The sequence below is a fragment of the Lysobacter antibioticus genome, from assembly GCF_000731095.1.
GTDB lineage: Bacteria > Pseudomonadota > Gammaproteobacteria > Xanthomonadales > Xanthomonadaceae > Lysobacter > Lysobacter antibioticus_B.
Window position 1 is genome coordinate 19,412 of sequence record NZ_JMTZ01000042.1, and the last position, 15,992, is coordinate 35,403.

Consider the following 15,992-nt stretch of genomic DNA (forward strand, 5'->3'; position numbering starts at 1 on the left):
CTCAGCCGCGCCGACGCAGCACCCGCAGCACGCAGTACAACGCGACCAGCACCGCCAGCGAGGCGGCGATCGCTGCCCATTGCGCGCGCGTCATCGTCGCCAGGATCGCCGCCATCGTCAGCACCGCCAGCGCGGGCATGACCCAGGCGCCGCCCGGCATCGCGAAGGGTTCGCCGGGTCCGCGTAGATCGACGGCCTGGGCGCGCCAGGCGGCGATCGACACCGCCGCGAACAGCAGGCAGATGGCGCCGCCGGAGATCAGCGCCAGGGTTTCGAAATTGCCCATCCACGCCAGCGCCAGGGCGATGCCGGCATGCGCCGCTAACGCCACGCGCGGCACGTGGTGCCGCGCATCGACGCGGCCGAAGGCCTGCGGCAGGTAGCCGTCGCGGCCGAGCGCGAACAGCAGCCGCGATGACGCGAACAGATTGCCCATCAGGAAGCCGGTCATAGACACGCCGGCGGTCAGCAGCAACAGGCCGTGGCCGGGCGACCAGATCGCGCCGGCGGCATCGGCGATCGGCGCGGTGCTCGCAGCGAGCCGCGCGCCCAACACGCCCTGGCAGACCACCTGGATGCCGACGTAAAGCAACACCACCACCACGATCGCCGACAAGGTCGCGCGCGGCACGTGGCGCGACGGGTCGCGCACTTCGCCGGTCGGCACCAGCGCCGTTTCCATGCCGGAGTAAGCGAACACCACCAGCACCATCGACGAACCGAGCGCGCTCCACGACGGCACCTCGCTCCAGCCGACCTGCTGCCAGTCGACGAAGTACAGCCCCAGCGTCGCCAGCAGGAACAGCGGGGTAAGTTTCAAAGTCGCCAGCAGCACGATCATGCGCGCGCCCAGGCGCACGCCGAAGGCATTGAGCGCGAACAGGACCGCGTAGACCGCGGCGATGAAGGCGCCGCGCGGCAGCGGCTCGCGCAGCACCGCCCAGGCATTGCCGGCCTGCTCGGCCAACGCCGCGGCGACACCGGCGCTGGAGGCGGTGTTGCAGATCCACATCAAGGCGCCGGCAAGAAAACCCGCGAACGGCCCGAACGCCGCACCGACGTAGGTATAGGGCCCGCCGGTCGCGGCGGCGCGACTGCCGATGGCCGAGAAGCACAGCGCGATCGGCACGATCGCGATGGCGCCGGCGACGAACACCAGCGGCGCGCTGACGCCCATGCGCCCGGACAGCAGCGCCGGCAGCATGAAGATGCCGGCGCCGACGATGATGTTGATGATCGAGGCGCCGAGCTGGAACGGGCCCAGCGCGCGCACCAGCGCGGCGTCGCCCTGCAATGCTTTCGATGGAGCGGCGGGCGCGATGGCTGCGGTCATGGCGAGTCCCGAGCGGGTCGCCGCAGCCTCGCACGGGCCGCGGCGAAAGGCGAGCGCGATGCGACCGGAACGCGCCCCCGCCCTTGACCGCACGCTCGAACGAATCGCCGCTCAGCAATGCTCGCGCATGAAGTCCACGAACACGCGCAGCTTGGTCGGCAACTGCTTGCGCGCCGGGTAATAGATATGGAACCCCGGGAACGCCGGCGTGTAAGCGTCGAGCACTTGCACCAGGCCGCCTCTGCGCAGGTCCTCGGTCACCATCGGCTCGAAGGCCTGCATCAGGCCGCAGCCGGCACGGACCATGTTCAAGGCCAGGCTGCTGTCGTTGTAGATCAGCCGCCCGGCGACGTCGACCTCGTACTCGCGGCCGTCGCGGGTGAACTCCCAGGCCATCAGCCGACCGCTGCCGGGCAGGCGATGGCGCAGGCATTCGTGGTCGACCAATTCCTCGGGTGTGCGCGGGTGCGTCCGCTGCTCGAAGTAGGCCGGCGACCCGACCACGATCTGCCGCTGCGGGCCTCCGAGCGGCAGCGCGATCATGTCCTTGGCCAGGCATTCGCCGAGGCGGATGCCGGCGTCGAAACCGCCCGCGACCAAGTCGGCGAGGGTGTCGTCGGCGAAGACCTCGACCTGCATCTGCGGATAACGGGCGAGGAACGCCGGCAAGTTCGGTTCGAGCAGCAGGCGCGCGGCGACCCGGCCGGTGTTGATGCGCAGGCGCCCGGTCGGGCGGTCGCGGACCGCGTTGAGGTCGTCGAAGGCGGCCTCGATCTGGGCCAGCCCCGGGCCGATCTGTTCGAGGAAACGCGCGCCATGCTCGGTCAGGCCGACCCGGCGAGTGGTGCGGTTGAGCAGACGCACGCCGAGCTTGGCCTCCAGGGTGCGTACGGTTTGCGACAGCGCCGACGGCGACAGCTCCAGCTCGGCCGCGGCGCGAGTGAAGCTTTCGTGGTGGGCCACGCGGGCGAAGGCGATGACGGCGGGGAGCGGGTGGGAAGCCATACAGGGCACCGTTTATTATGAAGCAATGCTTCAAGAGTCATTCGGATAATTCCTGTTTTTTCAGTAATCCGCCAGGCCTATCGTCTGTCTCCTGGCCCCAGCCGACCCGGCCCGGGACGAGGACGCCGTATCGCCTACACGGGGTCGGGCCCATCGGACCGGTCTGATTGGCTCGGCCTGTCCGTCGCGACCTTGCCGCGCCGTGCTGCAAGGCCCGGCGCCGCCGGCCAGTTCGCTTCCGCCTTTCCCCTCCCCCGTTCGCAGAGGACTCCGCATGAACGCTACCGCCATCCCGACCCGCCGCCTCGGCCGCAACGGCCCGGCCGTCTCCGCACTCGGCCTGGGCTGCATGGGCATGAGCTTCGCCTATGGCGATGCCGACGAGGGCGAGTCGCTCGCCACCCTCGACCGCGCCCTCGAACTCGGCGTGACCCTGCTCGACACCGCCGACATGTACGGCCCGCACACCAACGAGCGCCTGCTCGGCAAAGCCTTGCGCGGCCGCCGCGAGCAGGTGTTCCTGGCGACCAAGTTCGGCATCGTGTTCGATCCCGACCGCCCCGAGCTGCGCGGCATCAACGGCCGCCCCGAATACGTGCGCAGCTCGATCGAAGGCAGCCTGCAGCGCCTGGGCACCGACCATATCGACCTGTACTACCAGCACCGCATCGACGCCGAGGTGCCGATCGAGGACACCGTCGGCGCGATGGCCGAACTGGTGCAACAGGGCAAGGTGCGCTACCTCGGCCTGTCCGAACCGTCGGCGCAGACCTTGCAACGCGCGCATGCCGTGCACCCGATCACCGCGGTGCAGAGCGAATATTCGTTGTGGACGCGCGACCCCGAACACAACGACGTGCTCGCCACCTGCGAACGCCTCGGCATCGGCTTCGTCCCCTACAGCCCGCTGGGCCGCGGCTTCCTGACCGGCAACATCGCCAGCCCGAGCGAGCTGCAAAGCGACGATTTCCGCCTGTCGACCCCGCGCTTCCAGGGCGACAACTTCGTCCGCAACCTGGAACTGGCCGAACAGGTGAAGCGATTGGCCACGAACAAGGGCTGCACGCCGGCACAACTGGCCCTGGCCTGGGTGCTGGCGCAGGGCGAGCACATCGTGCCGATCCCCGGCACCAAACGCCGCAAGTACCTGGAAGACAACCTGGGCGCCTTGCAGGTGATGTTGTCGCCCGACGAACTCGCCGCACTCGACACGGTGTTCCGCCCGGACGCGATCGCCGGCGACCGATACACCGCGGTCGGCATGGCGCTGATCGGGCGCTGAGGTTTAGCGGCTGGTTTGCGGCTGTTTTCGACAACAAGCGCGTAATCCGTTGCCCCCTTTGAAAAAGGGGGCCAGCGCCCTGCGCCGGCACTAGGTACGAAACGGGTTGCGGCGCGGGGGATTTGCTTCTCGGCGTGATTCGCACTAGATGCGCAAAAGCAAATCCCCCTGCCCCCCTTTTTCAAAGGGGGAACTGCAAGGGCTATTCGGACAATGAAGTCAGCGGCTGGTTTGCGGCCGACCGCAAGCGCGTACTCCATTGCCCCCTTTGAAAAAGGGGGCCAGCGCTTTACGCGAGCACGAAGCCAGATGCATCTTCAGCGCGGGGGATTTGCTTCTCGGCGTGATGCGCACTGATGCGCAAAAGCAAATCCCCCCTGCCCCCCTTTTCCAAAGGGGGGAACTGCAATGGCTAAAGCGTCGGTCACCACTGGTAGCGCACCGTCGCCGTCACCGTGCGCGGGTAGCCGTAGTAGCACCACGCCGCGCTGTTGCAGACGCTGATGTATTCCTTGTCGGTGAGGTTGCTGGCATTGAGCTGGAAGCGCCAGTTCTGCAGGTCGTAGCGCAGGGAGGCGTCGAACACGGTGTAGGACGGGGTCTTCCACTGGTTGTAGATATCGCCGTAGTGCTCGCCGGTGTAACGCACGCCGGCGCCGACGCCCAGACCCGACAAGGGGCCGTAGGGAATCGTGTAGTCGGCGCCCAGCGAAGCGACGTTGCGCGGTTGCAGGGCGATCTGCTTGCCGAGCGCGGCGGCGTCGTTGGTCCGCGTCACCTCGCTGTCGGTATAGGTGTAGGCGCCGTACAGGCTCAGGCCGTTGCGCAGGTTCCAGCGGCCTTCCAGTTCGGCGCCGCGCACTCGGGTCTGGCCCTGCTGCACCGAGAACAAGGTGTGGTTCGGGTCGACCGTCAGGGTGTTTTCCTGCTTGATCTCGTAGACCGCCAGAGTCGCCAGCGCGCGGCCGTTGGCCGGCTGGAACTTCAATCCGGCCTCGATCTGTTCGCCGGTGGTCGGCCGGAACGATTGCCCGGCGAAGTCGACGCCCACGGTCGGCTCGAACGATTGCGACCAGGCCAGGTACGGCGCCCAGCCCGAATCGAACAGGTAGTTCACGCCCAGACGGCCGGAGAAGCGGCTGTCGCTCTGGCGTTCGCGCGCGACCGGCGTGGCCAACAGTTGTTCGGTGCGGGTGCGCACGCGGTCCTGGCGCCCGGCGGCGGTGATCACCCAGCGGTCGATCTCGATCTGGTCCTGCAGGTATAGCCCGAGCTGCTGCTGGGTCTTGTCCTGGCGCGAGGTATAGGCCGGCTTGACGATGGCGGCGCCGTAGACCGGAGCGAAGATATCCAGCGACGGCGCGCCGAAGGCGAACGCCGAGGCGTAGTCGCTGTTGAGGCGGCGGTAGTCGACGCCGGCCAGGACGGTGTGGCGCCAGGCGCCGGCATCGAGGTTCCACTGCAGGTTGTTGTCGACCGCGAACGAGGTCGACTCCTCCTCGAGCGGGAAGTAGTAGCGCGTCAGCGTGCGCTGGTCGGCCTGCAGGCCGAATGCGCCGACGCCGGCGTCGTGGTCGACCTCGACCTTGCCGTAGCGCAGGTTCTGGCGGAACTCGAGCGCGCCGCCGAAGCGGTGGCTGAATTCGTAGCCGACCGAGGTCATGGTCTTGAGGTAATCGTTCCAGCCCGGCTCGCCGGTGTAGCGATGGCTCGGAATCTTGCCGTTCGGGTTCGCAAGCAAGGTGCCGGCAGCCGGTAGGAAACCGCCGCCCTGGGCGGTGTCGGCCTTCTGGTAGCGCGCGAGCCAGGTCAGCGAGGTCGCTTCGCTCGGTTTCCAAGTCAAAGCCGGGGCGAAGAAGTAGCGATCGTCGTGGACGTAGTCGACGTGGTTGTCGCTGTTGCGCGCCAGGCCGGTGAGCCGGTAGGTCCAGCGGCCGCTGTCGCCGAGCGGGCCGCCGAAATCGAACGCCGCCTGGCGCAGATCGTAGTTGCCGACGGTGACTTCGACTTCGCGCAGCGGCTCGGCGACCGGGCGCTTACTCACCATATTGACCAGGCCGCCCGGCGGCATCGCCCCGTACGACACCGACGACGGCCCCTTCAGCACTTCCAGGCGTTCAAGGCCGTAGGGCTCGATGCGGGTGCCGCCGGTCCAGACGCCGTCGGTCAAGGCCAGCCCGTCCATGTAGCGCGCCGGGCTGAAACCGCGCACCAATAGCCAGTCGCTGCGGGTGTCCTGGCCGTAGCCGCCGCCCTGCGCGCCGGCGGTGTACCAGACCGCTTCCTCGACCCCCTGGATACCGCGGTCGCGCATCTGCTGCGCGGTCACCACCGAGATCGACTGCGGCACCTCGATCAGCGAGGTGTCGGTCTTGGTCACGGTCTGGCTGCGCCTGGCGATCGGCGCGCGCACCTGCACCTCGTCGAGCGTGGTCGGATCGCTCGCCTCGGTCGGTTCGGCCGCCCGCGCGGCGAACGCGCCGAGCAGCAGCGACAAACCCAACAGAGCCAGACGGATCGCCTGCGGCAGCGCGGTCGGGTTCGATGCGGACGAGAACGGCATGGACGGAAGCCTGTAGAAAGGGAGTCGGAAGGTACGGAACGCGCGCGGCGCGTCCCTGGGCGTCGTCGCCGGACGGTCGCGACCAAGCGCGACGCGGCCGGTGGCAGGACCCTGGAATTCCGGGCGCGCCGTAGTCACGAACAATAATCATTCTCATTTTACCCCGATACGGCGGCGGCGCAATCTGGCGCCCGTGCAGTGAAGCTGTCGAGCGCCGCAGTACCCGTCCACAGTCGCTCGGATGCCGTTCGTACTCGGTCTGCCGCCAACGCCGGCACAGGACTTGGCGCAGCCGTCCCGCCCAGGCAGGCTGCGTTTCTCCCCTTCGTCGTCGAGAGCTCCGATGCGACTCGTTTCCCTGCGCGCACTGTCGGTCGCGCTCACTGCGGCCTTGTCCTGCCTGGCTGCAGAATCCGCCATCGCTGCCACGGCCGCGGAACCTGCGCAGGTCGCCGAGGCCGCGCAGCAGGTGCGCGACCAGGTCGTGACCTGGCGCCGCGACATCCATCAGCACCCGGAACTCGGCCAGCACGAAGTGCGCACGGCCAAGCTCATCGCCGACCAGTTGCGCAAGCTCGGTCTGCAGCCGCGTACCGGCATCGCCCACACCGGCGTGATCGCCGTGCTCAAGGGCGGCAAGCCGGGGCCGCGCATCGCGATCCGTGCCGACATGGATGCGCTGCCGGTGACCGAGCCGGCCGGGCTACCGTTCGCTTCGCAGGTCAAGGCCGACTACCGCGGCCAGCCGGTCGGGGTGATGCACGCCTGCGGCCACGACGCGCATGTCGCGATCCTGCTCGGTGTCGCCACCGCGCTGGCGGCGCAGAAAGAGCAACTGCCCGGCGAGGTGATGTTCGTGTTCCAGCCGGCCGAAGAAGGCCCGCCGGTGGCGGGCGCGCCGTTCGGTGCGGCGATGATGCTCAGCGAAGGCGTGTTCAAGGCGTTCAAGCCCGAGGCGGTGTTCGGGCTGCACGTCTGGGCCGGCTTGAGTGTCGGCGAGGTCGGCTACCGCAGCGGGCCGATGCTCGCCAGCGCCGACGAATGGAGCCTGACCGTGCGCGGCAAGCAGACCCACGGCTCGCGCCCCTGGGACGGCGTGGACCCGATCACCGTCGGTGCGCAGATCCTGCTCGCCAGCCAGAGCCTGATCGCACGCCAGGTCAACATCGCCGCGACTCCGGTGGTGCTGACCGCCGGCCAGTTCAATGCCGGGGTGCGCTTCAACATCATTCCCGACGAAGCCAAGTTGGTCGGCACCCTGCGCACCTTCGATGCGGCGGTGCGCGAGGACGTGATCGCGCGCCTGCGCCGCACCGCCGAGGACTACGCCCACGCCGCCGGCGCCAGCGCCGAGTTACAGGTGGTCAACAACGCGCCGGCGACGATCAACGACCCGGCCCTGACTCGGCGCGTGCTGCCGTCCCTGCAGCGCGCGGCCGGCGAGGCGCGGGTGAAGGAGTCGGCGATGGTGACCGTGGCCGAGGATTTCTCGCAGTTCGCCAACACCGTGCCGGGGTTCTATTTCTTCGTCGGCTCGACCGCGGCGGGCATCGACCCGGCCAAGGCGCCGATCAATCATTCGCCACAGTTCCTGCTCGACGAGGGCGCGCTCGAAGTCGGCACCAAGACGATGCTGCAGGTGGCGCTGGATTATCTGCACGGCGGTTAGAGCGGGCCTACGCTGCAACGGGTAGGAGCGGCGTCCTAGCGGATTTCCTTCGGTCACAAGCCGCGATCACGGCATGGGGGTTACGACGCAGGCGCGGTTTCGCGGTCGCGACTTGCGTCGCTCCTACAGGGGGTGCCCCGCGATTCGATGAACACGGGGCGGGGCGAACCGAACCGACCAAGGTCGCGCAGCCCCGCCGGCGGGCATCGGCTAGGATCGGGACTTTCCTGCCGGAGTCCGTCGATGAAGCGTCCGCTGTCCGTCGCCTTGAGTTGCGTCCTGAGCTGCTCCGCCTTCGCCGCCCTGCCGCTCGCCGCCACGGCGCAAACCGCCGCGGCCTCGGCCGAACGCCCCGAAGTGAAAGCCGCCGCCGCTCAGGTCAAGGCCGATGTGATCGCCTGGCGCCGCGACTTCCACCAGCATCCGGAGCTGTCCAACCGCGAGGAGCGCACCGCGGCCAAGGTCGCCGAGCATCTGCGCAAGCTCGGCCTCAAGCCGCGCACCGGCATCGCCCGCCACGGCGTGGTCGCGATCATCGAAGGCGGCAAGCCCGGGCCGAAGATCGCCCTGCGCGCCGACATGGACGCGCTGCCGGTCACCGAGCAGGTCGATCTGCCGTTCGCGTCCAAGGCCACGGCGAACTTCCGCGGCGAAACCGTCGGGGTGATGCACGCCTGCGGCCACGACGCCCACACCGGCATCCTGCTCGGCATCGCCGACGCCCTGGTGGCGATGAAGAAGGACCTGCCGGGCCAGGTGATGCTGGTGTTCCAGCCGGCCGAAGAGGGCGCGCCCGCCGACGAAGAGGGCGGCGCTTCGCTGATGCTCAAGGACGGGCTGTTCAAGGACTTCAAGCCCGAGGCCATGTTCGGCCTGCATGTGTTCTCGACCCTGTCAGCCGGCCAGCTCGGCGTGCGCCAGGGCCCGCTGATGGCGGCGTCCGATCGGTTCACCATCAAGATCAAGGGCCGCCAGACCCACGGCTCGGCGCCCTGGGCCGGGGTCGACCCGATCGTCGCCGCCGCCGACGTGATCGGCAGCGCCCAGACCATCGTCAGCCGCCGCACCAACATCGCCAAGCTGCCGGCGGTGGTGAGCTTCGGCGCGATCAAGGGCGGCATCCGCTACAACATCATTCCCGACGACGTCGAAATGATCGGCACCATCCGTACCTTCGACGAGGGCATGCGCCAGGCGATCTTCAAGGACCTCAAGAACGTCGCCGAACACGTCAGCGCCGCCCACGGCGCCCATGCCGAGGCCACGGTGCCCGACCAGGACGGCAACCCGGTGACCTACAACGACCCGGCCCTGACCGCGCGCATGCTGCCGAGCCTCAAGGCCGTGGCCGGCGACGCCAACGTGGTCGAGATGCCGCTGGTGATGGGCGCCGAGGACTTCTCGTACTACGCCAAGGAAGTGCCGGCGATGTTCTTCTTCGTCGGCGCGACCGCGCCGGGCGTCGACGCGGCGACCGCGCCGAGCAACCATTCGCCGAAGTTCAAGCTCGACGAGAGCTCGCTCGACGTCGGCCTGCGCGCGATGCTGCAGGTGACGCTGGACTATCTGCATGGGGCGAAGGCGGCGGGCTAAGGCGGGAAGCACCCCCTGCCCCCCTTTTTCAAAGGGGGGACAGCCGAGGCAAGTCAGAAGGCGCAACACCGGCGAGATGCGCAACACCAACCACTCGCCCTGCGTAACTCCCTGCCCCCTTCGACGAAGGGGGCAAGCGCCCGGCCTGTGTTCGAAGTGCGCGTCGTCTGTCGACGCGGGGGATTTGCTGTTCGGCGCGATGCGCCGCAAGCACCAGCAAATCCCCCTCCCCTCTTTTTCAAAGGAGGGAAACGCAAAGGCCAGGCTGGGGCGGGGTTGCGGCGGGCTGGAGCAGGCCAGGCAACCGATCCTAACGGGCCTCCCCATCGCCAGCGGCTAAAATGTCGCCATGACTTCCCATGACCTCCCCCTCGGCCGCCACGTCGATTACCCGCGCGAGTACGACGCCTCGCTGCTGTTTCCGATCGCCCGCTCGCTCGGCCGCGCCCATATCGGCCTGGCCGACGACGCCCTGCCCTTCGTCGGCATCGACCGCTGGCACGCCTACGAGCTGAGCTGGCTGGACGCTCGCGGCAAGCCGCGCGTCGGCACCGCGACCCTGTCGGTGCCGGCGACTTCGCCGCAGCTGATCGAGTCCAAGTCGCTCAAGCTCTACCTCAACTCCTTCAATGCCACCCGCTTCGACGACGATGGCATGGTCCTGGCGACCATCGCCCGCGATCTGTCGGCCGCCGCCGGCGCGCCGGTCGAGGTCGCATTCGGCCTGCCGCCGATCGACACCGCCGACGGCGTCGAGTCGATCGACGAGCTCGACGTCGTGATCGACGACTACGGCCCACCGAACGCCGAGCACCTCGCCGCCGATGCCGGCGAGATCGTCGAGGAAACCCTCGGCAGCGCGCTGCTCAAGTCGAATTGTCCGGTCACCGGTCAACCGGACTGGGCGCGGGTGGTCATCGCCTATCGCGGCCCCAAGCTCGATCGCGCCGCGCTGTTGCGCTACCTGGTCTCGTTCCGCGACCACGCCGAGTTCCACGAGCAATGCGTCGAACGCATCCATTCCGACCTCAGCCGCCGCTGCCAGCCACAGTGGCTGTCGGTCGAGGCGCGCTACACCCGCCGCGGCGGCTTGGACATCAACCCCTGGCGCGGCAGCCCGGGCCTGTCGCGTCCGAGCGTCGGCCGCGACGAACGCCAGTAATGTGCCTTTGAGCCCGGCCTCTGGGCCGGGCCGTCCGCTGCGCTGAATGCGCAGAATCACATTATTCAGTTTTGTAATGTGAGTTCACGCCGGCGCTATACATTTTTAACAAGCCGCATGTCATGTTGCGCTCGCCACTTCGGCAGGAGCCCTCAACCCATGACTACCCCGGACAAGAAAGCCGATTTTTCCGATGTGACCACCCATGTCGATACCACCGCGGAGAAAGTCGAGAAGGCCGACTTCTCCGACGTGACGGTGACGGTCGATACGACTGCGGAAAAAGTCGGCGAACAGACCTATACGGTCGAAAAGGGCGACACGCTTTCGCATATCGCCAAACAGTTCTACGGCAAGGCGAGCAAGTGGAACGCGATCTTCGAGGCCAATCGCGATCAGCTCGACGATCCCGACCAGATCCAGCCCGGCCAGATCCTCAAGATTCCGACCATCAACGACTGATCCGTCGACTGCGTTTCACCATCATCACCATCGTCTTTCCAGGAGATCCACCATGTTGATCCGCAATCGTACGCATTACGCCGTTGCCGCTGCCCTCGTGGCCGCGTTGGCTCTGGCCGGCTGCAAGAAGAAGGAAGAAGCGGTAGCGCCCGCACCGGCTCCGGCCCCGACCGAAACCCCGGCTCCGGCTCCGGTCGAACCCGCTCCGGCCCCGGCCGCGTTGAGCGTGGTGTCGGTGACCTTGGGCACCGCCGCCGGTCCGGACAAGAAGATCGCCGCGCCGACCACCAGCTTCAAGCCGACCGACAAGATCGTCGCCTCGGTCGCCACCGACGGCACCGCAAGCAACGCCGAAGTGGCCGCCAAGCTCGTCTATCAGGACGGCCAGACCGCCGGCGAAGAGAAGCAGACCCTCAACACCACCGGTGCCGAAACCACCAACTTCCAGTTCGCCAAGGCTTCGCCGTGGCCGGCCGGCAAGTACAAGGTCGAGATCAGCGCCAACGGCGCCGTGGCCAACACCACCGAACTCGAAGTGAAGTAACCCTCTCTCTCCGCCTCATGGGCGGGCAAGCCCGGGCGCGGCTCACTGCCGCGCCCTTTTTTTGTCCGTGCGATCCGTAATCGCCGATGGACCAGGGGCTTGCAGCAGATCGCTTCAGAACTTCAGCAAACGGGTTCCCCCTTTTGAAAAAGGGGGCCGGAGGATTTGCTCCTGCTGCGCCAACCCCGCATCGATTCCGCGGAGCCGAACCCGCCACTACCCCTGCGGAAACTCCCCGTCCACGTACAGCCAGCGCCCCTCGACCCGGACGAAACGGCTGAGCTCGTGCAGGCGCGCCGCCGAACCGCCGCCGACCCGATAACGGGCGACGAATTCGACCGTCGCCGCGTCCTCGCCGTCGAGACGGTGCCGCTTCACGTCCAGGCCGAGCCAGCGCACCCCCGGCTCGAAATCGAGCTCGCTGGGGCAGGTATCCGGGAACCAGCTGGCCCGCAGGTACTCCAGGTCGCCCAAGGCGTAGGCGCTGTAGCGCGAGCGCATCAGGGCCTCGGCGGTAGCGGCGGCGGCCCCGGCATGCAGCCGGCCGCAGCAGCCGGCATAGCGGCGCGAAGGGTCGCAGGGGCAGGCGGCGGGCAACGCGATACGGGCGGTCATGGCGATATTTTCGTCGCAAGCACGCCGCTGCGACTACCATGCGCGTCCTCTCCCCTGTCCCGAGCCCCGCCATGAAACCGCCTGCCTACCTCGACGACGAGCAGATCGAACGCCTGGCCGACCTGCTCGATCAGCGCGCCGTGCCCCACAAGGGCTTCAATCTGGAAGCGCTGGACGGCTTCCTGTCGGCCCTGGCGGTCAGCCCCGAACAGCCGCCGGCCGAGGAATGGCAGCCGGTGGTCTGGGGCGGCAAGGCGCCGCGCTGGAACGACCAGGCCGAGGCCGACGAGATCCAGGCCTTGCTGCTCGGCCACTGGAACATGGTCAGCTCGCGCGTCTGCCACGGCGACGACGACCTGCCCGACCACCTGGCGCCCCTGCTGTGGCTGCCGGAAGAGCCCGAAGCCGATGCCCCGGACGAACTCGACGTCGGCCGCGACTGGGCCTTCGGTTTCTTCCGCGGCGTCGAGCTGCGCGAAGCGGCCTGGGACCAGTGGCTCGACGACAACGACTGGATGGACGAAATCTTCGGCCTGTTCGACCGCCTCGCCAGCGGCGAAGTGCTCGGCGAGGACCCGGCGGCGCCGCCGACCCCGATCAGCTACCGCGAGCGCCTGGAGATCGTTGCCGGCCTGCCCGGCATGCTGGCCGACCTGCACCACCACCGCATCGAGGCCCTGACCCCGCGCGAACCGCTGCGCCGCGTCGAGACCCCGGACCGCAACGACCCCTGCTCCTGCGGCAGCGGCAAGAAGTACAAGAAGTGCTGCGGCGCCTGAGCCGCGCGCGCTGAAGCACGGCCACCGCTGCGCCATCGCAGCTCGCCATGCAGCGGGGCCGCATCGACATCGTCGCTGCGGCCCCGATCGGTTTCGTGTCCATAGCCATAACCGCTGACTCGAAACGCACCCGCCGCATCGCCGGCGCCTCTTGCCGGCCGCGCCGGGGCCGATGAGAAAATGGCGCCGATCCCATCGGTTCCGTTCGGCGATGTCGACCCATCCCTGCCTGCACTGCGGCGCCTGCTGCGCCCATTTCCGCGTCGCCTTCCACTGGAGCGAAACCGACGCCCACCCGGACGGCCTCACCCCGAGCGCCGCGACCGAAGTCCTCGACCCGCACCGCGTGGTCATGCGCGGCACCTATGCCGGCCGCATCCATTGCCATTCCCTGCGCGGCACGGTCGGCGCCGACGCCCAGTGCGGCATCTACCCGCTGCGCCCTTCGCCCTGCCGCGAGCTGTACCCCGCGTGGGAAGACGGGCGACCGAGCCCGCAATGCGATCAGGCGCGGGCAGCGTATGGCTTGGAGCCGTTATCGCCGCAGCATTGGTCGGCGAGCGCGCGGTCCGTTACGGATCACGACCGCCCGAGCACGAACGCAATGACCCACCGTTCGGCGAACGCTACGGACTAGACCGATCCACGGCGGCCCCGCTCCACGCCCTCAGCAAGGGCTCGCGGTAGTCGGCGTCTTTTTCGTTCCAATGGACATAACCGTTGGGCAGGTCGATGTGGAAGAAGCTCTCGTAGTAATCCTCGTCGAGCGCGGCTTCGTCCTGGTCGCGGCCGAAGATCTTGGCCCGGACCGCATGGGTTTCCAGCTCGGTGTCTTCCTGCTGCAGCGCGATCAAGGTGTAGGACTCGCTCGCGGCGGCGACGCGCTCGAACGGCTCGATCGCGTACAGCTTCGCCAACGCGCGGATCAGGCGGTCACTGGCCGCACCGGTCGACGACAGCACCAGGCCTTCGCCGTAGACGTGCTCTTGCCGCAGGTGCATGTCGGCATCGAATCCCGGACCGATCCGCTTCACCAGTCGCGCGTCCAGCCCGACGATCTCGCCCTCGTGACGCGCCGACATGCGGAAGTAGTAGTGATCCGCATCCGAGCGCAGATCTTCGATCTTGAAGGTGCAGTCGACGAAACCGTCCTCGCAGGCTTCGGTCAGTTCCGGCAGCGCCGAGTCGGTTTGCTCCGTTTGCATCGCAGGTCCTCCACGGATGGTTCGAGCGGTCGACGACTCGGCCGCCGCAGCAATGAGCCGGGCCCGTCCAGGGCAAGCCCGGGACGCATCATTCCATAGCGCGTCGGCCTTATACCCGTCCGGTCTTTGCCTCGCCCCGCCCGAACCGCGACAATGGCGGGCCGGATCGCAGCCGCACCGCTTTCCGCAAGGACCCTGCTCCGCCCCGTGCGCCAGCGCACGGCGGCCCCACTGGAGATCGTAATGACCGAGTTCGTAGCGACGCCGCCCGCAGGCGGCGCCAAGATCACCAAGACCCCGACCGGCCTCAACGTGCCGGATCGTCCGATCATCCCGTTCATCGAAGGCGACGGCACCGGCCCGGACATCTGGCGCGCTTCGGTGCGCGTGCTCGACGCCGCGGTCGCCAAGGCCTACGGCGGCCAGAAAAAGATCGAATGGGTCGAGGTCTTCGCCGGCGAAAAAGCCAACAACACCTATGGCACCTGGCTGCCGGACGGCACCGTGCAGGCCTGCCGCGACTACCTGGTCAGCATCAAGGGTCCGCTGACCACGCCGGTCGGCGGCGGCATTCGTTCCCTCAACGTCGCCCTGCGCCAGATGCTCGACCTGTACGTCTGCCTGCGCCCGGTGCGTTGGTTCGAAGGCGTGCCCTCGCCGGTCAAGAAGCCGGGCGACGTCGACATGGTGATCTTCCGCGAGAACACCGAGGACATCTACGCCGGCATCGAATGGGCCGGCGGCAGCGCCGACTCGCAGAAAGTGCTGGATTTCCTGCAGAAGGAGTTCCCGCAGGCATTCGACAAGATCCGCTTCGGCACCGCCGAGAAGAACGCGGCGTGGCTCGGCGAACTGCAGGCCATCGGCGCTCCGGCGCGCGAGCTGCCGGTCGAAGTCGGCCTGGGCATCAAGCCGGTCAGCCGCCTCGGCACCGAGCGCCTGGTGCACAGCGCGATTTCCTACGCGATCGAGAACAAGCGCAAGTCGGTGACCCTGGTCCACAAGGGCAACATCATGAAGTACACCGAAGGTGGCTTCCGTGACTGGGGCTACCAGGTGGCGCGTGACTACTTCGGCGCGGTCGAACTCGACGGCGGCCCGTGGCACGTGATTCCGGAAGGCAAGCCGGGCGCGGGCCTGGTCATCAAGGACGCCATCGCCGACGCCTTCCTGCAGCAGATTCTGCTGCGTCCGAAGGAGTACGACGTGTCGGCGACGCTGAACCTCAACGGCGACTACCTGTCCGACGCGCTCGCCGCACAGGTCGGCGGTATCGGCATCGCCCCGGGCGCGAACATCAACTACGTGACCGGCCACGCCGTGTTCGAGGCGACCCACGGCACCGCGCCGAAGTACGCCGGCCTGGACAAGGTCAACCCGGGTTCGGTGATCCTGTCGGGCGAGATGATGCTGCGTTACCTGGGCTGGACCGAAGCGGCCGATGCCATCATCGCCGCGATGGACAAGGCGATCGCCAGCAAGCGCGTGACCTACGACTTCGCCCGTCTGATGGACGGCGCGACCGAGGTCAAGTGCTCGGAGTTCGCCGACGAGATCATCAAGCACCTGTAATCGGGTCGCCGACGACGATCGTACAAAGGGGCGCTTCGGCGCCCCTTTGTTTTGGCGGGGTCTGTGCGCCGCAAAGCCGTCGATCTGCTTAAGGGTAGGAGCGACGTGAGTCGCGACCAAGGGACCAGCAGGAGTGACAGCGCCTACGCCATTCATCGAAGCGGCGTGCCGTCGCGAGGGTAGGAGCGGCGTCCTACTGGATTTCCTT

14 protein-coding genes are annotated in these 15,992 nt (G+C 67.9%); 9 read left to right on the plus strand and 5 right to left on the minus strand.

All coding sequences use genetic code 11. The features are described from left to right. Position 1 precedes the first annotated feature (1 nt). Both EX88_RS0113835 and EX88_RS0113840 read right to left on the minus strand, forming a co-directional pair. Positions 2-1,333: an APC family permease gene (locus EX88_RS0113835; RefSeq protein WP_081930976.1), complete on the minus strand. Its 1,332-nt coding sequence runs from the start codon at positions 1,331-1,333 to the stop codon at positions 2-4. A gap of 111 nt (positions 1,334-1,444) precedes the next feature. Next, positions 1,445-2,338, minus strand: coding sequence for a LysR family transcriptional regulator (locus tag EX88_RS0113840; protein WP_031372581.1), 894 nt, complete (start codon positions 2,336-2,338; stop codon positions 1,445-1,447). A 289-nt stretch (positions 2,339-2,627) separates the two neighbouring features. Between EX88_RS0113840 and EX88_RS0113845 the strand changes: the two genes are divergently transcribed. Further along, positions 2,628-3,620, plus strand: coding sequence for an aldo/keto reductase (locus tag EX88_RS0113845; protein ID WP_031372582.1), 993 nt, complete (start codon positions 2,628-2,630; stop codon positions 3,618-3,620). A 424-nt stretch (positions 3,621-4,044) separates the two neighbouring features. Here the strand turns inward: EX88_RS0113845 and EX88_RS0113850 are convergent, their stop codons facing one another. Beyond that, entirely contained in the window at positions 4,045-6,183 is a 2,139-nt protein-coding gene (locus EX88_RS0113850; protein WP_031372583.1) for a TonB-dependent siderophore receptor, read from the minus strand. A 343-nt stretch (positions 6,184-6,526) separates the two neighbouring features. Between EX88_RS0113850 and EX88_RS0113855 the strand changes: the two genes are divergently transcribed. The 5 genes from EX88_RS0113855 (at position 6,527) to EX88_RS0113880 (ending at position 11,613) form a co-directional block, all read left to right on the plus strand. Continuing rightward, positions 6,527-7,852, plus strand: a complete 1,326-nt coding sequence (locus EX88_RS0113855; protein WP_031372584.1) for an amidohydrolase — start codon at positions 6,527-6,529, stop codon at positions 7,850-7,852. Positions 7,853-8,095: 243 nt separating this feature from the next. Beyond that, complete coding sequence (locus EX88_RS0113860; RefSeq protein WP_031372585.1) at positions 8,096-9,445, plus strand: M20 family metallopeptidase; 1,350 nt, start codon at positions 8,096-8,098, stop codon at positions 9,443-9,445. Positions 9,446-9,794: 349 nt separating this feature from the next. Continuing rightward, positions 9,795-10,607: an NADPH-dependent 7-cyano-7-deazaguanine reductase QueF gene (gene queF, locus EX88_RS0113870; protein WP_031372586.1), complete on the plus strand. Its 813-nt coding sequence runs from the start codon at positions 9,795-9,797 to the stop codon at positions 10,605-10,607. A 159-nt stretch (positions 10,608-10,766) separates the two neighbouring features. Next, on the plus strand, positions 10,767-11,069 hold the full coding sequence (locus tag EX88_RS0113875) for a LysM peptidoglycan-binding domain-containing protein (RefSeq protein WP_031372587.1): 303 nt from the start codon (positions 10,767-10,769) through the stop codon (positions 11,067-11,069). Positions 11,070-11,121: 52 nt separating this feature from the next. Beyond that, positions 11,122-11,613 (plus strand): hypothetical protein, encoded by a 492-nt coding sequence (locus tag EX88_RS0113880; protein ID WP_031372588.1) that lies wholly within the window; start codon positions 11,122-11,124, stop codon positions 11,611-11,613. Between the two features lie 216 nt (positions 11,614-11,829). Here the strand turns inward: EX88_RS0113880 and EX88_RS0113885 are convergent, their stop codons facing one another. After that, positions 11,830-12,228, minus strand: a complete 399-nt coding sequence (locus tag EX88_RS0113885) for a YchJ family protein (protein WP_031372589.1) — start codon at positions 12,226-12,228, stop codon at positions 11,830-11,832. A 71-nt stretch (positions 12,229-12,299) separates the two neighbouring features. On the opposite strand from EX88_RS0113885, the gene EX88_RS0113890 reads away from it, so the two are divergent. Both EX88_RS0113890 and EX88_RS0113895 read left to right on the plus strand, forming a co-directional pair. Continuing rightward, positions 12,300-13,007 (plus strand): UPF0149 family protein, encoded by a 708-nt coding sequence (locus EX88_RS0113890; RefSeq protein ID WP_031372590.1) that lies wholly within the window; start codon positions 12,300-12,302, stop codon positions 13,005-13,007. A 211-nt stretch (positions 13,008-13,218) separates the two neighbouring features. Beyond that, positions 13,219-13,644: a YkgJ family cysteine cluster protein gene (locus tag EX88_RS0113895; RefSeq protein ID WP_081930978.1), complete on the plus strand. Its 426-nt coding sequence runs from the start codon at positions 13,219-13,221 to the stop codon at positions 13,642-13,644. On the opposite strand, the gene EX88_RS26045 is transcribed toward EX88_RS0113895, so the two are convergent. Beyond that, positions 13,634-14,212: a hypothetical protein gene (locus EX88_RS26045; RefSeq protein ID WP_031372592.1), complete on the minus strand. Its 579-nt coding sequence runs from the start codon at positions 14,210-14,212 to the stop codon at positions 13,634-13,636. The two genes, EX88_RS0113895 and EX88_RS26045, sit on opposite strands and share 11 nt — an antisense overlap. Positions 14,213-14,455: 243 nt before the next feature. On the opposite strand from EX88_RS26045, the gene icd reads away from it, so the two are divergent. Further along, positions 14,456-15,784 (plus strand): isocitrate dehydrogenase (NADP(+)), encoded by a 1,329-nt coding sequence (gene icd, locus EX88_RS0113905; RefSeq protein WP_031372593.1) that lies wholly within the window; start codon positions 14,456-14,458, stop codon positions 15,782-15,784. The last annotated feature ends 208 nt before the right edge of the window (positions 15,785-15,992 follow it).